Source organism: Microbacterium sp. F01, assembly GCF_056156365.1.
This window is the reverse complement of record NZ_CM149592.1, coordinates 4,004,966-4,029,231: the sequence shown is the minus strand read 5'-3', so window position 1 is coordinate 4,029,231 and position 24,266 is coordinate 4,004,966. Positions and strand designations below refer to the sequence as shown.

Genomic DNA, 24,266 nt, shown 5'->3' with positions numbered 1-24,266 from the left:
CTAGTATTCTGGAAGTCGTGACGAAGCCGTCACCCTGACTCACCGGAGAGACGTAATGGACGCCACCCCTGTCCCCGTGCTCGCTCCCGTCGCCATCAGCGAAGACGAGCGCGCCGCCATCATCGAAGCCGTGCGCGATTTCGCGCAGTCCGAACTCGCGCCGCACGCGCTCGAATGGGATGCGACGTCGCACTTCCCCCGCGAGACGCTGGGCCTCGGCGGCGAGCTCGGTCTCGGCGGCATCTACGTCCGCGAGGATGTCGGGGGCTCGGGCCTCTCGCGCTCCGATGCGGCCCGGATCTTCGAGGAGCTCGCGAAGGGCGACCCCGCGATCGCCGCCTACATCTCGATCCACAACATGGTGGCGTGGATGATCGACAGCTACGGCAACGAGGCGCAACGCCAGGAGTGGCTTCCGCTGCTGACGTCGATGCAGGGCTTCGGCAGCTACTGCCTCACCGAGCCGGGTGCCGGGTCGGACGCGGCCGCCATCGCGACGAGCGCGATCCGGTCGGGCGACGAGTACGTCCTGACCGGCGTCAAGCAGTTCATCTCGGGCGGGGGCGAGGCATCCGTCTACATCGTCATGGCCCGCACGGATGCGAACGCCGGCGCCCGTGGGATCACCGCGTTCCTCGTCCCTGCTGACACCCCGGGCCTCTCGTTCGGTCAGCTCGAGCACAAGATGGGCTGGAACGCCCAGCCGACGCGCCAGGTGGTCCTCGACGAGGTGCGGGTTCCCGCGGCGAACGTCCTCGGCGGCGAGGGGCAGGGCTTCAAGATCGCGATGTCGGCGCTCGACGGCGGCCGCATCAACATCGCCGCGTGCTCGCTGGGCGGCGCGCAGTGGGCGCTCGACCGGGCCGTGAAGTACGTCCACGAGCGCTTCACCTTCGGCGAGCCGCTCGCCGAGAAGCAGGCCGTGGTGTTCGCGCTCGCCGATATGGCCACCGAACTGCGTGCGGCGCGCGCCCTCGTGCGCGATGCGGCGGCCGCCCTCGACGCGAAGGCCCCGGACGCGTCGATGCAGTGCGCGATGGCCAAGCGCTTCGCGACCGACGCCGGATTCGCCGTCGCGAACCAGGCCCTCCAGCTGCACGGCGGGTACGGTTACCTCCACGAGTACGGGATCGAGAAGGTGGTGCGCGATCTGCGTGTGCATCAGATCCTGGAGGGGACCAACGAGATCATGCGCGTGATCATCGGCCGACAGCTGCTCGCGCACTGACGATCTCAGGACGAGGAGGTCCGACATGAAGATCGCATTCCTGGGGCTCGGCCACATGGGCCTGCCCATGGTGCGGAATCTCGCCGGCACGGGTCATGAGGTGGTCGGCTTCGACGTCTTCCCCGCCGCGGTCGACGCGGCACGCGACGCGGGGCTCGCCGTCGCGGATTCGGGAACGGATGCTGCGACCGCCGCGGACGTCGTCATCACGATGTTCCAGTCCGGCGCGCAGGTGCTCGACGCCTACCGGGGTTCCGGTGGTGCTTCGGGGCTGCTCGGGGTCGCAGCATCCGCTGCCCTGTTCATCGACTGCTCGACGATCGCGGTGGACGAGGCGCGCGCCGCGCACGCGCTCGCCGAGGCCGCCGGGCACCGCTCGCTGGATGCGCCCGTCTCCGGCGGGGTGGTCGGCGCCGAGAACGCCACGCTCGCGTTCATGGTGGGCGGAACGGACGACGACTTCGAGGCCGCCAGGCCGCTGCTCGAGGCGATGGGCCGCCGCGTCGTGCACTGCGGCGGGGCCGGGCTCGGCCAGGCCGCGAAGGTCTGCAACAACATGATCCTCGCGGTGTCGCAGATCGCGGTGGCCGAGGCGTTCGTGCTGGGCGAGCGGCTGGGGCTCTCGCACCAGGCACTGTTCGACGTCGCGTCGAACGCGTCGGGCCAGTGCTGGGCGCTGACGACGAACTGCCCGGTGCCCGGGCCGGTGCCGACGAGCCCCGCGAACCGTGACTATCAGCCGGGCTTCGCCGGCGCCCTCATGAACAAGGACCTCGGTCTCGCTGAGCAGGCGGTGCAACTCACCGGAGTGGACGCCCGCATGGGCATGCTCGCGCGCGAGATCTACGCGCACTACGCCGACGGCCCCGGGGCGGGTCAGGACTTCTCGGGCATCATCAACTCGATCCGCGAGTTCTCCGACTGACCCACCCCCGCCCGAGTCGGAATCGCGAAAGGGTGGATTCCCGCACGTTCGCGTTGGCGGGAATCTACCCTCTCGCGATTCCTGGCACCTCTACGATCGAACGGACCGCACGGACGCGGCCGGGACGGAGCACGCATGACCGAGTACGAGACGATCCTGGTCGAGACGCGAGGCCGGGTCGGGTGGATCACCCTCAACCGGCCCGAGGCGCTCAACGCGCTGAACTCGCAGGTGTGCCGCGACGTCGTGGCCGCAGCATCCGTCTTCGATGCCGATGAGGCGATCGGCGCGATCGTCGTGACCGGCTCGGAGCGCGCGTTCGCCGCCGGCGCCGACATCAAGGAGATGGAGTCCAAGTCGGGGCTCGAGATGCTGATGGGCGACCACTTCGGCGGCTGGACGCAGTTCGCCGCCGTGCGCACCCCGGTGATCGCGGCCGTCTCGGGCTATGCGCTCGGCGGCGGGTGCGAGCTCGCGATGATGTGCGACATCATCCTCGCGGCCGACACCGCGAAGTTCGGGCAGCCCGAGATCAACCTCGGCGTGATCCCCGGCATGGGCGGCTCGCAGCGCCTCATCCGCGCGGTCGGCTACTACAAGGCCGCCGAGCTCATCCTCACCGGACGGATGATGGATGCTGCGGAAGCCGAGCGGTCCGGACTCGTCTCGCGCGTCGTACCCGCCGCTGACCTGCTGGCCGAGGCGCAGAAAACGGCGGACACGATCGCGTCGAAGAGCCTCCCGTCGCTGTACGCCGCGAAGGCGGTGCTCGACGCCGCGCTCGAGACACCGATGGCCGAGGGCCTGCGTCTCGAGAAGCACGTGTTCGCGAGCCTTTTCGACACCGAGGACCAGAAGGAGGGCATGGCCGCCTTCCGCGAGAAGCGCACCCCCGAGTTCACGGGGCGGTGACCTCACAGGGGGTCGGGCTGGGGCCTCGGCTCGGTGAAATCGCCGGCGTCCTTGCGGAAGCGTGCGATGATGCGCACGAGCTCCGTCGTGTCGGCGTCCGTGAGGCCGGGGTCCTCGAAGACCTCGGTGTTGAGGGCCGTCGTCGCCCGTTCCACGAGCTCGCGCCCGCTGTCGGTGAGGACGAGCATCGCCGCTCGCCCGTCGCCGGGGTGCGGCTCGCGCGAGACGAGACCGTCGCGAGCCAGACGGTCGACGGTGTTCGTGACGCTGGTCGGATGCACCTGCAGGCGGGCGATCGCGCTGGCCATCGGCATCCGTCCCTCCCTGGTGAAGCCGAGCAGGCGCAGCATCTCGTACCGCGCGAACGACAGGCCGAACGGCTTCAGGGCGGTGTCGATGCGCGCGAACAGGAGCTGCTGCGCGCGGATGATCGACGTCACGGCGGTCATGCCCGCGGCGGCACTCTCCCAGCCATGGGCGATCCACTGACGCTTGGCCTCGGCGATCGGGTCGACCGGAAGACGCTTGGGTGCTGCCATGACGACCTCCTCGTGCCCACCGTATCGGTCCAGGGGCGTGGTGATGGACGGCGGATACGTCGAAACCCGCTTTATGTATACACACAGCGGGTCACGGGTCGGTCATCGCCGGTTCATTTCCCGAGATTGGGTACATTGCGCGGCGCGCCATAGACTCGTGCCCAGCGTGAGGAGATCGTATGAAGATCGTCGTCCTGGTCAAGGAAGTCCCGGATACCTATGGGGATCGCAAGCTGTCGCTGGAGACGGGACTTGCCGATCGCGCCGCGAGCGAGACCGTGATCGACGAGATCGGTGAACGTGCGCTCGAGGTGGCGCTGTCGTACGCCGACAAGACGCCGGGCACCGAGGTGGTCGTGCTCTCGATGACGCCGGAATCGGCGTCGGCGACGGTGCGCAAGGGCCTCGCGATGGGCGCCGCGTCGGCGGTGCAGGTCGTCGATGAGGGCCTCCTCGGGGCGGATCTGGGACTGACGGCCGAGGTGCTCGCGGCGGCGCTGCAGCGCACCGGGTTCGATCTGGTGATCGGCGGCAACCTGTCGACCGACGGGGTGGGCGGCATCGTTCCCGCGATGGTGGCCGAGATCCTCGACGTGCCGTCGGCGACGTATCTGAGCGCGGTCGAGATCCGCGAGGGCGAGGTGCTCGGCACGCGGGCCTCGGACGGTGCGACGCTGCAGGTGACGGCGGCGCTGCCGGCAGTGATCTCGATCACCGAGGCGCTGCCCGACGCGCGCTTCCCGAACTTCAAGGGCATCATGGCGGCGAAGAAGAAGCCGTTCGAGACGCTGTCGCTCGCCGAGCTCGAGATCGACCCGCACGATCCCGCTGCGTCGCGCTCGATCGTGATCGCGCTCAGTGAGAAGCCGCCGCGTGAGGCCGGCGTGAAGATCGTCGACGAGGGGGACGCGGGCCAGAAGCTCGCCGACTTCCTCATCCAGAACCGGCTCGCGTGAGGAACCCAGATGACTGTACTTAACGGGGCTCAGACGCCGCCGACTTTTCCCGCGGATGACTCGATCCTGGTCCTCCTCGACACCACACCGTCGGGCGGGCTCGCCAAGACGGCGGCGGAGCTGCTGGGCGCTGCCGCCTCGGTGGGCACGCCGGTCGCGGTGATCGTCGGCGACGCCGCGTTGGCGGTGGATGCTGCGGCCCTCGGCGCCGCGTCGGTGCTTGTCGCACCCGCCGGCGAGGGCCTCTCGGTCCCGCGGGTGGACGCGCTGACGGAGGCCGCCGACCTGGTGCGCCCGGACGCCATCCTGGTGGCGAACTCGGTGGAAGGCCGCGAGGTCGCCGGCCGGTACGCCGCCCGCACCCGCTCGGGCGTCGCGGTCGACGCCGTCGGCGTCTCGCGCGACGCGGAAGGGGTGGTCGCGCACCACTCGGTCTACGGCGGGGCGTACAACGTCGACTCGGCGGTCACGTGGGGCGCGCCGGTGATCACGATCCGGCAGGGCTCGATCGACGCCCGTGCCGAGGCTGTCGCCGGCGTCGAGGCGGAGCCGCTCGAGGTGCGCGCCTCGGGCCGTCGCGCCGCGACGGTGACCTCCGTCGACGAGGCCGTGGTGACCTCGTCGCGTCCGGAGCTGCGTGGTGCGGCGAAGGTGGTGTCGGGCGGGCGAGGCCTCGGATCGGGCGAGAAGTTCGCGCTCGTCGAGCAGCTGGCCGACGCGCTCGGCGCCGCGGTCGGCGCGTCGCGCGCCGCCGTCGATGCCGGCTACGTGCCGTACTCGTACCAGGTGGGGCAGACCGGCGTCTCGGTGGCGCCGCAGCTGTACGTCGCGCTCGGCATCTCGGGTGCGATCCAGCACAAGGCCGGCATGCAGACCGCCAAGACCATCGTCGCGATCAACAAGGACGCCGACGCCCCGATCTTCGAGATCGCGGACTTCGGCGTCGTCGGCGATCTGTTCACGGTCGTGCCGCAGCTGATCGCCGCGCTCGAGGCGAAGAAGGCGTAACCCGCATGGCGACGTTCGGTTCCTCGGTGCGGCGTGGTCTGCCGCGCGTGCCCGGCGGCGAGCCCTGGCCTCCGGCGGGCGTCGCGCCCGGCACGAACGGCAACGGCTCGATCGGTGAGCCCGTGGCCGAGCCCCCGCTCGTTGAGCAAGCGAGGAACGAGCGAGTCGAAACACCCCGGACCGACGAGCAACCGTCGGCCGGCGAGGCTGCGGCCACGGTCGCTGAGACTGAGGTGGCGAAACACGCGGGAACGGATGCCGCGACCCCGCGTGTCGCGACCCCCGAGGCGCCCGCGCCTGGGGCGCGCGCCGTGCGTCGGGGTCTGCCGCGTGTGCCCGGCGGCGAGCCGTGGCCGCCGGCGAGCGTCGTCGCCGCTGCCGGTGCCGTCGCTGCCGCAGCCCCGCCCCCGGTCGTTGAGCGAGCGAGGAACGAGCGAGTCGAAACGCCTCGGACCGACGAGCCACTCCAGGTCGGCGAGGTTGCCGCCTCGGTCGCCCCAGCGTCGGTGGCCACGGTCACCGCGGCGGAGGGTGCGAAGACGCTCCGCCGCGGCCTTCCCCGGGTCGCCGGCGGCGAGCCGTGGCCGCCGGCAGGGTTCGCGCCGACCGCGACCGCTGCAGCGGTGACGGATGCTGCGCCCGCGCCGGCCGCGCAAGCGCCGGCGGCCGCACCCGCCGAGGTGGCAGTATCCGTCCCCGTCGGAACCGCGGCGCCCGCAGCGCCCACCACCGCGACCGGCGTCCCGCTGTCGCAGCCCCTGCCGTTCCGTCGCACGGTGTGGGCGGGTGCCACCGCCCAGACCCGCCCCGCGGCGAAGCCCGAGCCGAAGCGCATCGGCCCGTTCACCCGGGGCCAGTGGGCCGGCGCAGTCATCGTCGGCGGCGCTGGACTGCTGTACGCGGCCGGCATGGCGGTGTTCGCAGTCCGCTGGCTGCTCAGCACGACCTGGGGGGTGGACTTCCTCGCGGCGTATCCGGGCGAGTACCACCTGCCCGAGGGGGCGCCGGTCGGCATCCCGGCGTGGCTCGGGTGGCAGCACTTCTTCAACGTGTTCCTGATGGTGCTGATCATCCGCACCGGTCTGCAGGTCCGAAACGACAAGCGGCCGAGCGTGTTCTGGTCGCCGCGCAACAATGGCCGGCGCAAGATGAGCCTGAGCCTGTGGTTCCACCAGTCGCTGGACATCCTGTGGATCGTCAACGGCGTGATCTTCGTGGTGCTGCTGTTCGTGACCGGGCAGTGGATGAAGATCGTCCCCACGTCGTGGGAGGTGTTCCCGAACGCCGTGTCGGCGGGGCTGCAGTATGTCTCGCTGGACTGGCCGACCGAGAACGGCTGGGTGAACTACAACTCGCTGCAGCAGCTCGCCTACTTCGCCACCGTGTTCCTGGCTGCGCCGCTGGCGATCGCGACAGGGGTGCGGATGAGCCACGTCTGGCCGAAGAACGCAGGCCGCCTGAACAAGGCCTACCCCGTGGAGTGGGCGCGCGCCGTGCACTTCCCGGTGATGCTGTACTTCGTCGCCTTCATCGCGGTGCACGTGTTCCTGGTGTTCGCCACCGGGGCCCTCCGCAACCTGAACCACATGTACGCAGCGCAGGGCTCGGTCGACCCGAACGCGTACGCCGACAACTGGACCGGCTTCTGGTTCTTCGTCGCCTCGCTCGTCGTCATCGCCGCCGCCTGGGTGGCCGCCCGGCCGCTCGTGCTCGCGCCGATCGCCCGCCTGTTCGGCAAGGTGACCGGCCGCTGACGCGACCGGCCTACTCGACGACGATCCCCGCGAGACCCGCGAGAGCCGGTGCCATGAGCTGCAGCTGATCGGGTGAGATGGTCGCGCCTCGAAGCCCGTCCATCCCGATCACCTGGCCGATGTCGGCGCCGCGCAGATCGACGTCGGTGAGCCGGGCGCCGCTGGCGTTCAGCGTGCCGATGCGGGCGCCGTCGAACGCGACGCGGCGGGCCGCAGCATCCAACAGGTCCATCTCGTCGATGGTGCAGTCGACGAAGGCGACGTCGAGCAGTTCCGCTCCGCGGAGGTTCACGTAGCCGAGCTTGCAACGGGTGAAACGGATGCCGCGCCACGCCGCGTCGAAGGCCTCGAGCGAGCCGAGTCTGCTGCCCTGGAACTCGACGTCGCGCCACCCGCCGCGTGCGGCCGAGACCGCGGGCACGTTCGCTGCGGCGAACACGGACTCGACGAGGTGGGCGCCGCGCAGCGCCCAGGTGGTGAGGTCGAGGCCGTCGAACCGGCAGGCCTCGACGGTGGCGCCCGACTCGAGCTGCCAGGTGTCGCGGGTGATGCCCGCGTACGCGACGCCGTCGAGACGGCCGGCGTCGAGCATGTCGTCATCGCCGGCGTCGAGCGCGCCGAGCGTCGATGCGTCGAAGTCGAAGGAGGGCGGCTGCGTGCCCGGGGTCTTGCGGGATCTGGCGGCTGGCATCGTCGCAACCCTAGCCCGTGCCTCCGACGTTGAGACTGGTAGCGCCCCGCCGAGCGTCTGACTCAGCCTCCGACTGGCCCTGGTGCCTTCAAAGTGATCCGTCGACACCGGGCGGGGCTTCTGAGGTCGCCGACCAGGCGGACATGACTTCATAGGAGCCTGGGCGAACAGGCCCCCATCAACGTCCTGTCTGCCCGCCCGGTCGGTTGCCGATCCGACTAGAGAAGGGCAGAACCATCATGACAACACCTGCGGTGGAAGTCATCGCCGGAGTCGACACGCACGCCGATACGCATCATGCCGCCGTCGTCGACAGCGCCGGGCGGAGACTGGGCGATCGTCAGTTCCCGGCGACTGAGGCCGGCTATCTCGCGCTGATCGCGTTCATCGTGTCGTTCGGTGTGCTGCTGCGGGTTGGTGTCGAAGGCACCGGTTCGTACGGGGCCGGCCTGGCCCGTGTTCTGCGTGATCACGGCATCCTGGTCAGTGAGGTGATCCGCCCGAACCGGCAGACCCGGCGGATGCGGGGCAAGTCCGACCCGATCGACGCGTACGCCGCTGCCGCGACCGCGCTGGCCGAGACCGATCTGCCCGTGCCGAAGACCGCGGATGGTCAGGTCGAAGCGATCCGACACGTCCTGGTCGCCCGCCGCAGCGCTGTCAAGGCCCGCACCGCCGCGCAAGTGCAGATCAAGACCCTGTTGGTGACCGCTCCCGAGAAGATCCGCCAGAAGTATCGGGGCCGGACCGATAAATCCCTGATCAGCACCCTCGCCGCCACCGGCCCGGCCGATGCCGTCGATGTGACGACGATCGTCGCCCGCACGCTCCGGTCCCTCGCCCGCAGACACCAGCAGCTCACCGACGAGATCACCGACCTCGAGTCCCTCCTCGAACACCTCACCAGGCAGCAGAACCCGGCCCTCGCTGCCGCGAAGGGCGTCGGCCCGGTCACCGCCGCGCAACTGCTCGTGACGGCCGGAGACAACCCGGAACGGCTCCACGGGGAAGCCGCGTTCGCCGCGCTCTGCGGAGTCAGCCCGATCCCCGCGTCCAGCGGGAAGACCACCCGCCACCGCCTGAACCGGGGCGGTGACCGGCAAGCGAATGCTGCCCTGCACCGGATCGTGCTGGTCAGGATGAGCTACGAACAACGCACCCGAGACTACGTCGCCAAGAAACGCGCCGAGGGCCGCTCAACGCGGGAGATCATCCGCTGTCTGAAACGCACCGTCGCTCGGGAGATCTTCACCCTGCTCACCCAAGACGTCGAGATCCCAGCCTTCGACGATCTCCGCCCTCTCCGCCAGCAACGCGGCATCAGCCTCGAGACCGCCGCCCAACACTTCAGCGTCTGGCCCATGAAGATCTCCACCATCGAACGCGGAAAACGACGCGACGACGACTTCGCCACCACCTACCGCAAATGGCTCCTCACGGCTTGACAACCAATAGGAGCATCGCTTGCCTCGCCGGGCGAGGGGAAGGGGGGATAACCCGAAGAGAAGTCTCCGGATGCCTCGGGCGCGCGGCGCGGCGCACGCGCCTAACTTTGGTGACATGACCTCCTCGGACTCTCCTCCCGTCCGCCCGGTGACGCGGCCCGCCCAGGTGGCGGGCGCCATCGCGCAGCTCGCCGCCCTCGGCGTCCTCGGCGCCGCGGCGTTCTCCCTCCTCTTCACGCTCCTCGGCGTCGGCATCGGACTCGTGTTCGTGGTCGGCATCGGACTCGTCATCCTCGTCGGCCTCGTCTACGTGCTGTACGCGCTCGGCTGGCTCGAGACCGAGCGGGTCGACGGCCTGTACCGGTTCGGGCTTCCGCGGCTGCGTCCGCGGTCGAGCGGCCGGCCCGGATTCGGCGGTTTCCTCCGCACCCTCTGGATGCAGACGATCGACCCGGGCACCTGGCGAGCGATCGCGAACCTCGCGATCGCGACGATCCTCGGCTGGGTCGTCGTGGCCCTCGCCGGGCTTCTGGTGTCGGGCGCGGTGCTCGCCTTCGCGCCGCTCTTCGCCGACGCCAGCGCCGTGCGCCTGGCGCGCACCGGCATCGAGGTGCCGCTCGCCTGGGCGGTTCCGGTGGGTATCTTCGCCGCGCTGTTCTCTGCCGCCGCGCTCATCGGGCTCGGCGTGCTCCACGGCATCATCGCGCGGGCGATCATGGTCCCCTCGCGCGAGGCGCAGCTCGCCGCCGCGGCCCGCATGTCGAGCCAGCAGCACGCCGGTGCGGTCCGCGCGGCCGACGTCGAGCGCACGCGCATCGAGCGCGACCTCCACGACGGCGTGCAGCCCCGCCTGGTCTCGGTCGGCATGACCCTCGGGCTCGCGCAGCAGAAGATCGACGCCGACCCCGAAGCCGCGAAGGCTCTCATCACCGAGGCCCACACCTCGACGAAAGCGGCCATCACGGAGCTGCGACAGCTGGCACGCGGCATCCACACCTCCGTCCTCGACGATCGCGGTCTCGACGCCGCCATCTCGGCGCTCGTCGCCCGCTCGGTCGTGCCGGTGCACACCGACGTCCGCCTCGACGGCCGCTGCAGCCGCGACACCGAGGCAGCCGCGTACTTCGTGATCGCCGAAGCCCTCACCAACGCCGCCAAGCACTCGCGGGCGACCGAGGTGCGCGTCGTCGCACGACTGCGCGAGCCCGGCACGCTCTGGGCCCGCGTCGAAGACAACGGCGTGGGCGGCGCGCGGGTGATCCCCGGCGGCGGCCTCGACGGCATCGTCAACCGCGTGCTCGCGGCCGGCGGCGAGGCCCGCATCGACAGCCCCGCCGGCGGACCCACCAGCGTGGAGGTGAGCATCCCGTGCGCATCCTGATCTGCGAGGATTCGGCGCTGCTGCGGGCCGGTCTGGTGCGGGTTCTCGAAGACGCCGGCCACGAGGTGGCCGCGGCCCTGCCCGACGCCTCGGCGCTCGACGAGACCGTCGACGAGACGGCGCCCGACCTGTGCATCCTCGACGTGCGGCTGCCGCCCACGTGGGTGGACGAGGGGATTCGCGCGGCGCTGTCGCTGCGGGCGCGGCTGCCCCAGCTCGCGGTGCTCGTGCTCTCGCAGTACGTCGAGGAGCGCTACGCCGCCGACCTCATCTCGTCCAGCGGCGGCGCCCTCGGCTACCTCCTCAAGGATCGCGTCGCCGACGTCACCGACTTCCTCGAGGCGATCGAGCGCATCGCGGCCGGTGCCACGGTGCTCGACCCGGAGGTCGTGGCGCAGCTGCTCAGCCGCAGGACGAGGGATGAACGGATGCTGCGCCTCACCGAACGCGAGGCCTCGGTGCTCGCTCTCATCGCGGAGGGACGGTCCAACCAGGCCATCGCGAAGACGCTTCACGTCACCGAGGGCAGCGTCGAGAAGCACATCACCGCGGTCTTCCAGAAGCTGGACCTCGAACCCGACGAATCGGGCAACCGGCGCGTGCTCGCCGCGATCGCCCACCTCGAGCACGGCGGCCCGACGCCGCCGGCTCCCACCACTCCCAGCGGCCGTGGGCCGCAGACAGGAACGAACCGATGAGCACGACCGTCACTCCTCCTCCCGTGGTGCCCGACACCCCCGTCGAACCGCCCCGGCCCTCCTCCGGAGGATCGCGCGCCGTCGCGATCGTCGTGATCGTGCTGGGCGGGATCGTGCTCCTGGGTGCGACGATCTCGGCCGCCGTCGGCACGATCGCCTCGGCATCCGTCCACACCTCCACCCGCGCGGTCGACGTCGCCGGCGTCGAGGCGCTCGCCGTCGATGCCGCCGCCGGCACGCTGCGTGTCGAGTTCACCGACGTGCAGGAGGCAGAGCTCGAGGTGACCAGCTCGTGGGACGCCGACGCGTGGCGGCTCGAGCGCGACGGCGACACGCTGCAGGTCTCGTCGCCCGACCGCTTCGGCTGGTTCGGCTGGCGCGGCTGGTTCGGCGACGGGGGAGCGGATGCCGTGCTGCGGCTGCCGTCGTCACTCGACGGTCTCGACGCGAACGTGTCGCTCGCGGCCGGCGAGTTCGTGACCGACGGCGAGTTCGGCGAGCTCGACCTCTCACTCGCGGCCGGGTCGTTCGACGTCTCGGGTTCGGCGGAGTCGCTGAGCGCTGATGTGAGCGCCGGACGCGGCACCCTCGAGCTCGATGGCGTGAGCGAGGCCGTCCTCACGGTGAGCGCAGGCTCCCTCGATGCCACGCTCACGGGCGCGCAGCCGGATGCCGTCGAGCTCGATGTGAGCGCCGGCTCGCTGCGGCTCACCGTGCCCGAGGGCGAGTACGACGTGCGCTCCGAGGTCTCGGCCGGGGAGTTCGACAACGGCATCGGCTCCACGCCCGATGCCTCGAGCACGATCACCGTCCAGGTCTCGGCCGGCCAGGCCGTGCTGAAGTCCGGACGCTGAGCCGCAGCATCCGTCTCCGACCCGTCGTCGCGGCTCCGCGGCGGCGGGTCGGTCGTCTGGTCAGGGGGAGACGGATGCTGCGCCCGCAGCGAATCCTTCGGCGTAGGCCTCGTCGGCGCCGAGGCGGAACATGTCCTTCTCGAGGGGACGCACGATCGAGCGGGCGCCGGGCAGATCCAGGGCCCCGACGAGCTCGGCACGTCCGCGCACCACGGCGACGGGGCGCCGGGTGGCCTTGCCCTTGACGAGGTCCGCGGCTGCGGCGAGTTCGTCCCCGACGCACGGCATGGTGACGACGAGGGGCCGGCCCTCAGCATCCGTGCCCCCGCGAAGGTCCTCGAAGACGTGCACGCCGCCGGCGCCGATCGCGTGGTCGGTCTGCCCCTCGCGCCAGGCGCGCCCGAGCGTGTCCGACACGATGACGCCGACCTCGACGCCGAGGCGCTCGCGCAGGCCTGCGGCGATCGCCCGGGCCGAGGCGTCGGGGTCGACCGGCAGCAGCAGCACGGTGCCCTCCGGGGTGTTCGATGCGTCGACGCCCGCGGCCGCGGAGACCATGCCGAGGCGATTCTGGACGATGCGCGTGGTCGAGCCGTTGGGGGTGCTGCGGGATGCCACGACCCGCACCGTCTCGGAGGTGATCGCGTCCTCTCGGTCGTCGGCGACGACGAAGCGCCCCTCCGCCTTCGAGACGATCTTCGAGGTCACGACGAGGATGTCGCCGTCGGCCAGTTCGTCGTCTGCCGCGCGGGCGATGATGTCGACGAGGTCGGCGCCCGCCTCGATCTCGGGGATGCCCTCGAGGGGCCAGACGGTGAGCGCGGTGCGAGGCGGCATGGCTCCAGTCTTCCGGATACGCAGGTGCGTCGGCGCCGCCGGGTGAAAGGCCGAGGGGGCGTGCCCGGCGAACCGGACACGCCCCCTCGGGACAGCAGTTGATCAGCGCACGAAGCGCACCTCGGTGAGGGTCTCGCCGAGGAAGGGCTCGGTGTGCGTGGCGCCGTCGAGCGCGAAGCCGTTGCGCGTGTAGAAGCGGTGCGCACGCGGGTTGTCGTCGGCGACCCACAGGTACAGGCCCTCGGCCGTCTCGACGACCGCGTCGAAGAGCTTCTGGCCGATGCCGGTGCCGTGGTAGGCGTCGAGCAGGTAGATGAAGTACAGCTCGCGGAAACGCGGGGCGTCCTTGTCGCGAGCCGGGCCGGACCCGGCGAATCCGACGATCTCGCCGTTCACGAGGGCGGCGAACATCCTGAACTCGGGGCCCTGGACGGCCCAGTGCGTCCAGAGCTCGGCGAGGCGCTTGGGCGAGACGGCCTCGAGGGCCGCCTTGCTGATGAGGTGGTCGTACGTCTCGTGCCAGGCGGTCGCGTGGACGCGACCGAGGGCCTCCGCGTCGACGTCGCGCACCGGACGGACGACGATGTCGGTCTGGGTTTCGGCTTCCATGGCCAGACTCTACGCGCGTCGGCGCGAGACCCGAAATCGGGGGAACGCCCGGTGAACGCGCAGTGGCGAACGTACGTCTTGCGCGGACAGATGCCGCGGCGCGAGGCATCCGTCCACTCCCAGACTTCGCAGAATCGCGCGTACCTCGCAGCGATCCGCCGATACCCTGCGCAGTCAGCGAGCATCTGCGAACTCTGTGCGGGGCGACTGTCGGGAATCGACAACCGAATCGGCACGCCCGTCGAGGATCGCTACGATCGCACCTCGTGAACGTGATGTGGCGGACCCTGATCGTGATGCTGACCGCGCGACGGCGGCTGCGGCGTGGTGGGCGCCTCGGCCCCAACGAGATCAGCCGCATCCGGCTCACCACACTGCTCACCGACATCGATCTGCTGCGTCATATGAACAACGGGCGCTACCTGTCGCTGTTCGACCTCGGGCGGTGGGACCTCCTCGTGCGGACGGGCCTCTGGGACGTCATGAAGACCCACGGCTGGTACGCCGTCGTCTCGAGCGAGACGGTGACCTTCCGCAAGTCGCTGAACCTCTGGCAGAAGTTCGACGTCGAGTCGCGCATGATCGGGCACGATGACAAGGCGGTTTACCTCGAGCACCGTGCCGTCGTGGGCGGCGAGGTGTACGCTCGCGCGATCATCCGGGCCCGCATGATGAAGCGCTCGGGCGGCACGCTGTCGCACGAGGAGCTGTTCGCGGCGGTCGGCCGCCCCGAGGGTGTGCCGGAGGTGGATGCATGGGTGCACGACTGGGCGGCAGCATCCGCTCTCCCTCCCACGCGTGCGGAAGCGCCCAGCGTGTGGAGCTGACGCGTCAGCGGAACACGTCGAGGTCTATTGCGGCGCTGCGGGGCCCTCGGGCTCGGGCACGATCGTCAGTCCCGCGGGCGAGTTCGCCGCCTTGGTGAGGGCCTCCACCCACGCGGGGTTGAGGCGAGGCTGGCGCCCGCCGAAGTACTCGAATGCCAACGATACGTTCGGACTCAGCCACACGGAGGTGCGTCCGAGGCCGGCGCGGGTCGGGTCGCTCCACGTGAACGGGAACGATTCGCCGCGCCGGAGCTTGGCCCAGATGACGGCCTGCAGATGCGCGAGGATGCGATCGTCGATCGACGTCGTGACGCGGGTGTCGTAGGTGAGCGTGCCCATCGCCCCCACCTTAGCCCTCGGGCACGGCAATGCGTCCGATCGCGGGTTCGACGGCGGAGTCGCGCATTGTACGCCGATTCTCGGCATTTGTCCGGTGTTGCGCCTCGACGCGAATCTGCTCGACTCTTGTGGCATGCCCCGTACTCCCCAGCTCGCTCGTGACTTGCGCGCTGCGCTCTCGACAGGCGAGCTGTGGATCGCATTCCAGCCGCAGTACGACCTCGTTCCCACCGGCCCCACCGGCGCCCCGGCGCCGACCGAAGCCGTCGCGGTCGAGGCGCTCTGCCGCTGGAACCACGCGCTCCTCGGCGCCGTCCCGCCCGACACCTTCATTCCCCTTGCGGAGCAGGGACACTTCCTCGACGAGGTGGATCTGCAAGTATTCGATCGCGCGGCGGGCCAGGTGCGGCGGTGGCGCGAGTCGGGACACCCGCTCGGCCTCGCGGTGAACGCCTCACCCGCTCATTTCTCGAGACGGTACGCCGACACTGTCGTGGCGCGCTTGGACGGGCTCGACATCGACCCTGCCGGACTCACGATCGAGATCACCGAGGCGCCGACGCCCCAGCTGCGTCCGGAGATGATCACGGCGATGCAGACACTGCAGTCCGTCGGCGTCTCGATCTCGGTCGACGACTACGCCGGTGGCGACACCACCGTGGCGATGCTGGAAGCCCTGCCGATCGACGAGATCAAGATCGACCGATCGCTCACGCAGCGGACGGACGCCGAAGCCCACGACGCGATCGCCGCCGTGGTGGAGAGCAGCGCGGCGAACGGCTGGCGCGTGCTCGCGGAGGGCATCGAGACCATCGCAGACCTCGAGCGCTCCCGTGAGAGAGGCTGCGACCGCGGACAGGGCTACCTGTGGGGGCTGCCGATGCCGTCCGAGGATATGGACGCGCTGCTCGCCGCGGTGTGACCGGCGAGCAGCAGCGCGCGTCAGAGCTCGTAGTCGGCGAGCTCGTCGACGGGCTCGTCGATCGGGGCCGGCGCCTCGCCGACTTCGAACTGCGACCACGTCACCGGCATGCCGGGGGAGAAGAGGATGTCGACGCCCGGGCCGCCACGCAGCGGCGGGATGTTCACGTAGCCGCCGCCCGCCTTGATCGCCTCGAGGATCTTGGTCTTCAACTCCGACACCGGGTCGGGCAGGAAGTAGTCGCGTCCATCGACGGTGAGCCGGTTCACGATCGCCATCGCCCCAGCGTACCTGCGCCGATGCGCCCGTAGGATCGAACGGTGGGCATACTTCACTACGGCGCACCCCCGGCGTCCTTCACGATCGACGATCGCACCCTTGCTCACCTGGAGCTGGTGATCATGGCGAAGCTGCGCCGCCGGGAGAACCTGTCGTTCGCGCACGTCGACGAGAACACGTCGTTGCGTCAGGCGGTCTGGATCTCGCCGGTGACGACGCTGAGGTTCGAGTACGAAGGGCCGATGCCCGAGATCAACCGGCTCTGGCTGCAGGAGCTGATCGACGCCGCCAACTCGTCCGCCGGGCTGCGGGTCCTCCCCGAGCCCGACCTCCCGTCACGCTGAGACGCGCCCGCCGCCCTCGCGCTTCGCGCGGTACATCGCCGCGTCCGCGGCATCCAGCAGCCCTCCCGGAGAGATCCCGCGCTCTGCCGCCACCACACCTGCGGAGGCGTTCACGCCGACCTCGACGCCTCGCACGGTGATCGGCTCGGTGATCGCGGCCAGCGCCCTCCCTGCGATCGCGGCGGCCTCCTCCGGTCCCGCGCCGACGCAGACGATCACGAACTCGTCGCCGCCCAGCCGCACGACGATGTCGGAGCTGCGGGCCACCCCGCTCAGCCGTCGGCCGATCGCGGCCAGGACGGCGTCGCCCATCTCGTGCCCGTGGGTGTCGTTGATGATCTTGAAGTCGTCGAGGTCGAGGAACACGACGGCGACGGCGGCCTCCGAGCCGTGCAGCAGCTCGTCCAGCCGGTCGTCCAGGAAACGGCGGTTGTGCAGACCGGTGAGCGCATCCCGCAGAGCGAGCTCGGCGAGTTCCGCCTGCGTGCGCGCGATCATCGCGGACCTGATCTCCTCGCCGAGGTCGAACGCGTCCTGCGCGTGCTCGCCCCAGGGGAGGCTGCGGCCCGTCACGCTCTCGCGCCACGCGGAGAACGACCGGCGAGGAGAGAGCGGCGTGTCGCGGTTCTCCGGTCGCTGGTCGCCGAGCCAGTCGACGGTGCGCGAGACCTCGCTGCGCACGAAGACGAGCGCGTCGCCGTCGCCGCCGAGCGGGACGATGAGGAGGCCGGTCACGCCCGGCACCTCGACCGCGAGCTCGGGTCGCTCGATCGGCAGAGCCTCCCACAGCAGCCTTCCCGGGCCGAGTTCGTCGATGACCGCGAAAAGCCGAGCCGGGGGCGGCACCACGCCCACGGTGTGGACCGCGTCTCCCAGCCGCAGCAGGGCACCGTCGGCGGGGACCACATCGAGCACGGTCCGCTCGCCGCTCATCAGCACGGCGCCGACATCGCCGCGCCCGTACAGCGGCGCGATGATGGCGATCCGCCGCTCCCGCGCCTCGAGCTGCCGACGCAGGCGCCGGATCTGCTCAGCGGCGGCGAGCTGAGTCACCACCTGGGTCGCCAGGACCTCGAGCGCACGGCGCAGCAGCACGGGGAGGCGTCGCGGCGTGCGGTGCGCGCAGGTGAACATCCCCACGAGGCGCTCCTCGATGACGAGCCCGAACGACACCGTCGCCGCCTGCCCCATGTTGCGCATGAACTGGAGGTGGTGCCGCGACACGGCGCGCAGCTCCGTGCCCCCGAGATCGAGGGGGGCGTCCTCCGGCAGGAGCGTGTGGAGGGCGAGCCCCGGGTCCTCCGTGTCGGCGATCACCCGTGAGCGCTTCTCGACGTACAGTGCGCGGGCCTGGGCGGGAATGTCGGAGGCCGGGAAATGCAGCCCGAAGTACGGCTCCATGTCGGGCTCGCGCTCATCCGCGACCACCTGCCCATGGCCGTCGTCGTGGAATTCGTAGCACATCACGCGGTCGTACCCGGTGATGGCCTTGATCTCTCGTGCGGCCATCTGCCTCAGCTCGTCGGGATCGGTGACCCCCGCCAGCCGTTGGATCGCGCCGACGACTCCGGTGCGGATGTAGTCGAGATCCGGCACGACGGGCTCGAGCTCGACGATGAGCGGGGCGGTGCCGCGATGCGCGATGACGTCGTAGATCGAGCCCTCGAACTCCGCCCGCACCGGATCGACGGCGAGCCCCTGGCTGATCGCCCAGGAGAGCATCTCGCTGCGGGCCTCCCGCAGGTCGCGTCCGAGCCAGTGCTCGACGTTCTCGCTCGCGACGACCACCGCACCGGTCGCCTCATCGACACCGAAGAGGGCGCCGTGCGCCTGGATGCGTCCGATCGTGCGGATCTGCTCCTGCGAGCATTCCTGCAGGCGGAGCGTCTCGGCGTCGTCGCGAGGACGGTCTCCGTCGAAGACGAGGGCAGGCGTGTCGGTCAACGCGGGTCCTTCGGGCGTGGCGGGTGGGGGGGGGGGAACTGCGTCGGCGAGAGCCTCATCCTATGTGCGCGGGCGTCGGGAACCTATCGGCCCACGTTGTCACGTGCGCGATAGCGCAACCGGCCCTCGCGCGCAACGGGTTTGCCGCTGACGCGGAGGCGAGGTTGCCTGGCAGTGGTGGCGCCGGCCGACCCCCGCCCGGCGCCGGAGGGAGAAGGAGGAGCCGTGGACACGACCACCCTGATCTGGATCATCGTCGGCGTCGTCATCGTGCTCGCGATCGTCGTCGTCGCCCTGCTGCTCACCGCGCGCGGGCGCCGCGAGCGTCGTCAGGCGCACCAGCACGATCGCGCCGAGAAGATGCGCGAAGACGCGCGCGACACCGAGCTGCAGGCACGCCAGCACGAGGCCGAGGCGGCGCGCGCTCGCGCTGACGCGGCAGCGGCAGCGGCAGCCGCGGAGGACGCCAAGGCCCGTGCCGCCGAAGCGTCGATGGACGCCGAGCGCCGCGCGGGGCGCGTCGACGACCACCGCGCCGAAGCCGAAGACCTGCGCCGGCAGCACGCGGAGGCGATGCGCAAGGCCGACGACGTCGACCCCTACGTCGACAGCTCCGGTGGCGCAAGCGCCGCGTCCCCGTCGGCCGCCGCGGGGCCGACGGTAGCTGCCGACACGGGCGACGAGGTCGCGAGCGACCAGATCACCCGGCCGCCCGCTCCGCCGGAACGCCGCGAACGCACCGAACGCACCTGAGAACGGGAGACGGATGCTGCGACCCCGACGCCCCGCGACGGCCCTGCCCGTCAGGTGCGCGGGGTCGCAGCATCCGTCCGACGCAGCGGAAACGCGTCGTGCAGGGCGCGCCGCACCTCGAGGATGCCCGCGCGCGCACCGGACGCCGTGCGCTGTGCCGTGAAGATCTCGCGCGCCGGTCGACCGGGCAGGTCGAGCAGCGACACCGGGATCTCCGAACCCTCCCACAGCAGGTCGGGCAGCACCGCGACCGCCTGTCCCGCCGCGACCAGACGCGCATGGGCCGAGAGATCGGCCAGCTCGTACCGCACGTCGGGCTCGAAGCCGGCGGCCCGGCACTGCTGCACCGCCCAGAGGCGCGCCGCGGTGCCGGCGGGCTCCATCACCCACGGACGCGCCCGCAGATCGTCGAGCGAGCGCGCGGGATCGACGGGTGGCACGGCCAGATGGATCGGGTCGGTGCCGAGCGGGTCGCGCTCGAGGCCCTCGGCGTGGGCCCGCGTGTGCCCGGGGTACTGCTCGGCGATCACGAGGTCGACGCCGCGCGCCGAGAGCTCGAACAGCCCGAGCTCGGGCGGCATCTCGACGAGCTCGACGCGCAGAGCGGGTGCGCGCTCGGCGAGGAGCGCAAGTGCGACCGGCACGATCGTGAGCGCCGCAGTCTGCATGACCGCGACCCGGACGGGCGCGAGACCCGGATGCAGCGACTCGAGATCCCCGCGCGCCTGTTCGTCGAGATCGAGCGCCCGCGCCGCGTGCGCCGCGAGGACGCGGCCGTGCTCGGTGAGTCGAACCCGTCGTCCTTCGGGCGCCAGCAGCGCCACGCCGGCCTCCTTCTCGAGCTGCGCGAGCTGATGCGAGATCGTCGACGGACTGTACGAGAGCGCCTCCGCGACGGCCGCCAGCGTGCCGCGCAGCGCGAGCTCGTGGAGCAGTCGCAGGCGTCGCAGCTCGAACATCGGCATCCCATCGAGAATCTCGAATGATATCGATCGTAGATGATCGCTTTTCACGAATGAATGGATGCCTCACCCTTGACCTCATGCAGCATGTGGAGCCGATTGCGCACGATGAGGTGCAGGCTGGAAGCACGGAGTCCGACGACGTGACGGCTGGAGTGCGAATGGAAGACCGATCCGACGAGCGCCTGGCCGGCGAGGCCGTCGCCCTGGCGCAGCGATGGATCGCCGAGGCCGCAGAGGTCGAGGTTGACCCGGCCGCCGAGCGCCTGGCCGGTGTGCTCAAGGACCCGAACGGGCTGCCGTTCACGATCGGGTTCGTCGACGGTGTCATGCGTCCGGAGAGCCTGTCGGCCGCGGCATCCCATCTGCATCGCGTCGCTCCTCTCGTGCCCGGGTTCCTGCCGTGGTATCTGCGCGGCGCCGTGCGCGTGGGCGGCGCGGTCGCGCCGGTGCTGCCGTCGCCGGTCGTGCCGATCGCGCGCCGCGTGCTGCGCGAGATGGTCGGGCACCTCGTCGTCGACGCCCGGCCCGACAAACTCGGTCCCGCGATCGCCGCACTTCGCGAGAGCGGCGCGCGGCTCAACCTCAACCTGCTCGGCGAAGCGGTGCTCGGCGAGCAGGAGGCGCTGCGGCGGCTGGAGGGCATCCACGAGCTCATCCGCCGGCCGGACGTCGACTACGTCTCGGTCAAGGTCTCGGCGATCGCGAGCCACATCTCGATGTGGGCGTTCGACGAGGTGGTCGACAAGGTCGTCGAGCGGCTGCGGCCGCTGTACCTGACGGCGGCGTCTCCGACGAGTTCGGTGAGCGGCCCCACGTTCATCAACCTCGACATGGAGGAGTACCGCGACCTCGACCTCACGATCGCGGTGTTCACGCGCCTCCTCGAAGACCCGCGCCTGCGGCAGCTCGAGGCGGGCATCGTGCTCCAGGCCTATCTCCCCGACGCCCTGCCGGCGCTCCAACGGCTCACCGCGTGGGCAGACGACCGCGTCGACGGCGGCGGAGCGCGCATCAAGGTTCGTCTCGTCAAGGGCGCCAACCTCGCGATGGAGCGTGTCGACGCCGTCATGCACGACTGGAGCCTTGCCACCTACAGCGAGAAGGTCGACTCCGACGCGAACTACGTGCGGTGCCTCCGCTTCGCCCTCGACCCCGCGCACACGCGGGCGGTGCGCATCGGCGTCGCCGGGCACAACCTCTTCGACATCGCGTACGCGTGGCTGCTTGCCGGAGCCGCAGGGGTTCGCGATGATGTCGAGTTCGAGATGCTGCTCGGCATGGCACAGGGCCAGGTCGAGGCCGTCACGCGCGAGGTCGGCCACGTGCTGCTCTACGTGCCGGTCGTGCGCCCCGACGAGTTCGACGTGGCCATCAGCTACCTGGTGCGACGCCTCGAGGAGAACGCCTCGAGCGACAACTTCCTCTCGGCGGCCTTCGATCTCGCCGACGATCCCGCGATGTTCGGCCGCGAGCGCGACCGGTTCCTCGCGTCGCTCGCCCGCGCCGACGACCCCGCGCTCGCCACCGGTGCAAACCGATCGCAAGACCGCGCGGCCGAAGCCTCGGCATCCGCGGACCCCGAAGCGGCCCGGGCCGAATCCCCACGGGCCCAGGCGCGCCTGCGCCGGGCCTCCGCGGCGTCCGACGAGGCCGGTCTCACCCAGGCGGTGATCGGCATCGCGCGCTCGGCCGTGTCGGGCGACACCGCCCCGGTCGCGCGCTCCGTCCCCGAGCAGGTGTTCGGCGCCGAGGCGTTCGTCGAGACGGCGGTCTTCGCGCCACGCGAGTCCGGGGTCCAGGTCGCGGGCGCGCCGGGATTCCGCAACACCGCCGACAGCGATCCCGCTCTTCCGGCGAACCGGGCGTGGGCCCGCGGCATCCTTTCCCGCATCGAGACCTCGCGCGCCGGCGACGCCAGCGTCGAGGCGGCCCGCGTCACCGACGAGCCTGGGCTTCAGGCGATCGTCGCGCGCGTGCGCGACGCCGCCCCGGCATGGGGCGCGCTCCCCGCGGCCGAGCGCAGCCTCGTGCTGACCGCCGCCGCCCGTGCGCTCGAGGCCCGGCGCGGCGAGCTCATCGAAGTGGCTGCGTCCGAGACAGGCAAGGTCTTCGCCGAGGCCGACGTCGAGGTGAGCGAGGCCGTCGACTTCGCGAACTACTACGCCGCCACCGCACGCGAACTCGACCGCGTGAGCGGCGCCGTGTTCGAGCCGGCGCGGCTGACCGTCGTCACGCCGCCCTGGAACTTCCCGATCGCGATCCCCGCCGGCGGCGTGCTGGCGGCGCTCGCCGCGGGGTCCGGCGTCGTCTTCAAGCCGGCGCCGCAGGCGCGGCGCTGCGCCGCGGTCGTCGCCGAAGCCCTGTGGGATGCGGGCGTGCCGCGCGACGTGCTCGCGCTCGTCGACATCGACGAGGGCGGCCTCGGGCAGACGCTCCTGTCGCACCCCGACGTCGACCGGGTGATCCTCACCGGAGCCTGGGAGACGGCGGCCCTGTTCCGCTCGTGGCGCCCCGATCTGCCGCTCCTCGCCGAGACCAGCGGCAAGAACGCGATGATCGTCATGCCGACCGCCGACCTCGACCTCGCAGCATCCGACCTCATCAAGAGCGCGTTCGGTCACGCAGGCCAGAAGTGCTCCGCGGCATCGATCGCGATCCTGGTGGGTCCGGTCGGCCACTCGCAGCGCTTCGCGCGGCAGCTGGTGGATGCTGCGACCTCCCTGCGCGTCGGACCGCCATCGAATCCGCTCAGCGAGGTGGGCCCGGTCGTCGAGGTGCCGCGCGGCAAGCTCGAATGGGCGCTCACCACTCTGGACGAGGGGGAGTCCTGGCTCGTCGAGCCGAAGCGCGTCGACGCCGCTCCCGAATACGACGGACGGCTCTGGGCCCCCGGTATCCGCACCGGCGTCCAGCCCGGCTCGCGGTTCCACCGCGAGGAGTTCTTCGGACCCGTGCTCGGCATCATGCACGCGTCGTCGCTCGCGCATGCCATCGAGCTGCAGAACGCCGTCGCCTACGGACTCACCGCGGGGCTCTACACGCAGCACCCCGACGACCTCGCGCTGTGGCTCGACCGCGTCGAGGCGGGCAACCTCTACGTCAACCGCGGCATCACCGGCGCGATCGTGCAGCGCCAGCCGTTCGGCGGCTGGAAGCGCTCGTCGGTCGGCGCCGGCGCCAAGGCGGGCGGCCCGAACTACCTCGTGGGCCTCGGCCGCTGGCGTGCGACCTCCGGCGCCCCGGCGTCGGCGACGCTGCACCTGCGGGGTCTCGACACCCGCATCGCGGCGCTCATCGAGGCCGCCCAGCCGTCGCTCGACTACGAGGCGTTCGAGTGGCTGCGCCGCGGCGCCCTGTCGGACGCGATCGCGTGGGACCGTGAGTTCGGTCAGGTGAAGGACGTCTCGGGCCTCGGCGTCGAGCGCAACCTGTTCCGCTATCGCCCGATTCCGTCGGTTGCGCTCCGCGCCACCGCGGACGCCTCGTGGCAGGCCGTGCTGCGCGTCGTGATCGCGGGCCTCCGCGCCGGGTCGCGACTGACGCTGAGCGCGCCCGTGGGCCTCCCCGCCGCCGTGCGCCGTGTGCTCGCGGAGGAGGACGTCGCCGTCTTCGTCGAGACCGACGAGCAGTGGCTCGAGCGCCTCACCGCCGTCGACATCGTCGCGGCGGCCGCCGATGCCGACCCCGAGCCCCGGCCCGCGCGCGTGCGGCTCATCGGCCAGGCCGCCTCGGTCGCGGCGCTCCACACCCTCGTGGCGCAGGCCGTGGGCGGCGACCCCGACCTCGCGGTCTACGACAACGAGGTGACCACGGCCGGCCGGCTCGAGCTGCTGCCTTTCCTCCACGAGCAGTCCGTGACCATCACCGCGCACCGCTTCGGCAACCCCGATCCCTGGAGCGAGTCGGTCATCTGACGCGAAGGAATCCGGATGCTGCGACCCGCGGCATCCGGATTTCTCGGGCGCGTTTCTACAACGTTAGAACTTTCTTGGTCGTTCGGCTTGACAGCGACTTGGGTCGCGTCGCACACTGTTGTCCACCGAATAATTCCAACGT

General features: G+C 71.0%; 22 protein-coding genes and 1 pseudogene. 15 read left to right on the top strand and 8 right to left on the bottom strand.

Features of this window, described 5'->3' with window-relative positions; translation table 11 throughout:
• Positions 1–55 precede the first annotated feature (55 nt).
• From ACVN90_RS18455 to ACVN90_RS18445, 3 genes are all read left to right on the top strand, one after another.
• Positions 56–1,228, top strand: a complete 1,173-nt coding sequence (locus ACVN90_RS18455; protein ID WP_475099653.1) for an acyl-CoA dehydrogenase family protein — start codon at positions 56–58, stop codon at positions 1,226–1,228.
• 25 nt (positions 1,229–1,253) lie between these two features.
• Positions 1,254–2,153 carry a 3-hydroxyisobutyrate dehydrogenase gene (gene mmsB / locus ACVN90_RS18450; protein WP_475099652.1) on the top strand — a complete coding sequence of 300 codons (900 nt, stop codon included), beginning with the start codon at positions 1,254–1,256 and terminating at the stop codon, positions 2,151–2,153.
• 135 nt (positions 2,154–2,288) lie between these two features.
• Positions 2,289–3,065, top strand: a complete 777-nt coding sequence (locus ACVN90_RS18445; RefSeq protein ID WP_475099651.1) for an enoyl-CoA hydratase — start codon at positions 2,289–2,291, stop codon at positions 3,063–3,065.
• Between the two features lie 2 nt (positions 3,066–3,067).
• Here ACVN90_RS18445 and ACVN90_RS18440 read toward each other — a convergent pair whose 3' ends face one another.
• Positions 3,068–3,604 carry a MarR family winged helix-turn-helix transcriptional regulator gene (locus ACVN90_RS18440; RefSeq protein WP_475099650.1) on the bottom strand — a complete coding sequence of 179 codons (537 nt, stop codon included), beginning with the start codon at positions 3,602–3,604 and terminating at the stop codon, positions 3,068–3,070.
• Between the two features lie 179 nt (positions 3,605–3,783).
• Between ACVN90_RS18440 and ACVN90_RS18435 the strand changes: the two genes are divergently transcribed.
• From ACVN90_RS18435 to ACVN90_RS18425, 3 genes are read left to right on the top strand one after another with little or no spacing between them, the layout of a single operon-like run.
• Positions 3,784–4,560 (top strand): electron transfer flavoprotein subunit beta/FixA family protein, encoded by a 777-nt coding sequence (locus tag ACVN90_RS18435; RefSeq protein WP_475099649.1) that lies wholly within the window; start codon positions 3,784–3,786, stop codon positions 4,558–4,560.
• A 9-nt stretch (positions 4,561–4,569) separates the two neighbouring features.
• Positions 4,570–5,568: an electron transfer flavoprotein subunit alpha/FixB family protein gene (locus ACVN90_RS18430; protein WP_475099648.1), complete on the top strand. Its 999-nt coding sequence runs from the start codon at positions 4,570–4,572 to the stop codon at positions 5,566–5,568.
• 5 nt (positions 5,569–5,573) lie between these two features.
• Positions 5,574–7,322, top strand: a complete 1,749-nt coding sequence (locus tag ACVN90_RS18425; RefSeq protein WP_475099647.1) for a cytochrome b/b6 domain-containing protein — start codon at positions 5,574–5,576, stop codon at positions 7,320–7,322.
• Positions 7,323–7,332: 10 nt separating this feature from the next.
• Here the strand turns inward: ACVN90_RS18425 and ACVN90_RS18420 are convergent, their stop codons facing one another.
• A complete protein-coding gene (locus tag ACVN90_RS18420) occupies positions 7,333–8,013 on the bottom strand; it encodes a pentapeptide repeat-containing protein (RefSeq protein WP_475099646.1) in 681 nt (226 codons plus the stop codon).
• 239 nt (positions 8,014–8,252) lie between these two features.
• Between ACVN90_RS18420 and ACVN90_RS18415 the strand changes: the two are divergent.
• The 4 genes and pseudogenes from ACVN90_RS18415 to ACVN90_RS18400 all read left to right on the top strand — a co-directional run.
• A pseudogene (locus tag ACVN90_RS18415) lies at positions 8,253–9,278 on the top strand (IS110 family RNA-guided transposase); the annotation flags it as partial.
• 295 nt (positions 9,279–9,573) lie between these two features.
• Positions 9,574–10,839, top strand: a complete 1,266-nt coding sequence (locus ACVN90_RS18410) for a sensor histidine kinase (RefSeq protein ID WP_475099645.1) — start codon at positions 9,574–9,576, stop codon at positions 10,837–10,839.
• A complete protein-coding gene (locus ACVN90_RS18405; protein ID WP_475099644.1) occupies positions 10,827–11,537 on the top strand; it encodes a response regulator in 711 nt (236 codons plus the stop codon). Before ACVN90_RS18410 ends, ACVN90_RS18405 begins: the two co-directional genes overlap by 13 nt.
• Entirely contained in the window at positions 11,534–12,391 is an 858-nt protein-coding gene (locus ACVN90_RS18400; RefSeq protein WP_475099643.1) for a DUF4097 family beta strand repeat-containing protein, read from the top strand. Before ACVN90_RS18405 ends, ACVN90_RS18400 begins: the two co-directional genes overlap by 4 nt.
• A gap of 60 nt (positions 12,392–12,451) precedes the next feature.
• Here ACVN90_RS18400 and cofE read toward each other — a convergent pair whose 3' ends face one another.
• Both cofE and ACVN90_RS18390 read right to left on the bottom strand, forming a co-directional pair.
• Positions 12,452–13,228, bottom strand: coding sequence for a coenzyme F420-0:L-glutamate ligase (gene cofE / locus ACVN90_RS18395; protein WP_475099642.1), 777 nt, complete (start codon positions 13,226–13,228; stop codon positions 12,452–12,454).
• A gap of 102 nt (positions 13,229–13,330) precedes the next feature.
• Complete coding sequence (locus ACVN90_RS18390; protein WP_475099641.1) at positions 13,331–13,837, bottom strand: N-acetyltransferase family protein; 507 nt, start codon at positions 13,835–13,837, stop codon at positions 13,331–13,333.
• Positions 13,838–14,103: 266 nt separating this feature from the next.
• On the opposite strand from ACVN90_RS18390, the gene ACVN90_RS18385 reads away from it, so the two are divergent.
• Entirely contained in the window at positions 14,104–14,664 is a 561-nt protein-coding gene (locus ACVN90_RS18385; protein ID WP_475099640.1) for a thioesterase family protein, read from the top strand.
• 24 nt (positions 14,665–14,688) lie between these two features.
• Here the strand turns inward: ACVN90_RS18385 and ACVN90_RS18380 are convergent, their stop codons facing one another.
• Positions 14,689–15,003 carry a DUF7882 family protein gene (locus ACVN90_RS18380; RefSeq protein WP_475099639.1) on the bottom strand — a complete coding sequence of 105 codons (315 nt, stop codon included), beginning with the start codon at positions 15,001–15,003 and terminating at the stop codon, positions 14,689–14,691.
• Here ACVN90_RS18380 and ACVN90_RS18375 point away from each other — a divergent pair.
• On the top strand, positions 14,990–15,925 hold the full coding sequence (locus ACVN90_RS18375; RefSeq protein WP_475099638.1) for an EAL domain-containing protein: 936 nt from the start codon (positions 14,990–14,992) through the stop codon (positions 15,923–15,925). The genes ACVN90_RS18380 and ACVN90_RS18375 overlap by 14 nt on opposite strands.
• Before the next feature lie 20 nt (positions 15,926–15,945).
• On the opposite strand, the gene ACVN90_RS18370 is transcribed toward ACVN90_RS18375, so the two are convergent.
• Complete coding sequence (locus ACVN90_RS18370; RefSeq protein WP_475099637.1) at positions 15,946–16,203, bottom strand: hypothetical protein; 258 nt, start codon at positions 16,201–16,203, stop codon at positions 15,946–15,948.
• A 42-nt stretch (positions 16,204–16,245) separates the two neighbouring features.
• On the opposite strand from ACVN90_RS18370, the gene ACVN90_RS18365 reads away from it, so the two are divergent.
• On the top strand, positions 16,246–16,548 hold the full coding sequence (locus ACVN90_RS18365; protein ID WP_475099636.1) for a DUF7882 family protein: 303 nt from the start codon (positions 16,246–16,248) through the stop codon (positions 16,546–16,548).
• Here the strand turns inward: ACVN90_RS18365 and ACVN90_RS18360 are convergent.
• The gene (locus ACVN90_RS18360; RefSeq protein ID WP_475099635.1) at positions 16,540–18,492 is read right to left on the bottom strand and encodes a bifunctional diguanylate cyclase/phosphodiesterase; all 1,953 of its coding nucleotides are present in this window, start codon (positions 18,490–18,492) and stop codon (positions 16,540–16,542) included. The genes ACVN90_RS18365 and ACVN90_RS18360 overlap by 9 nt on opposite strands.
• Before the next feature lie 225 nt (positions 18,493–18,717).
• Between ACVN90_RS18360 and ACVN90_RS18355 the strand changes: the two genes are divergently transcribed.
• On the top strand, positions 18,718–19,245 hold the full coding sequence (locus ACVN90_RS18355; protein WP_475099634.1) for a hypothetical protein: 528 nt from the start codon (positions 18,718–18,720) through the stop codon (positions 19,243–19,245).
• Positions 19,246–19,295: 50 nt separating this feature from the next.
• Here ACVN90_RS18355 and ACVN90_RS18350 read toward each other — a convergent pair whose 3' ends face one another.
• A complete protein-coding gene (locus tag ACVN90_RS18350) occupies positions 19,296–20,204 on the bottom strand; it encodes a LysR family transcriptional regulator (protein ID WP_475102154.1) in 909 nt (302 codons plus the stop codon).
• A gap of 164 nt (positions 20,205–20,368) precedes the next feature.
• Between ACVN90_RS18350 and ACVN90_RS18345 the strand changes: the two genes are divergently transcribed.
• Positions 20,369–24,124, top strand: coding sequence for a proline dehydrogenase family protein (locus ACVN90_RS18345; protein ID WP_475099633.1), 3,756 nt, complete (start codon positions 20,369–20,371; stop codon positions 24,122–24,124).
• Positions 24,125–24,266 lie beyond the last annotated feature (142 nt).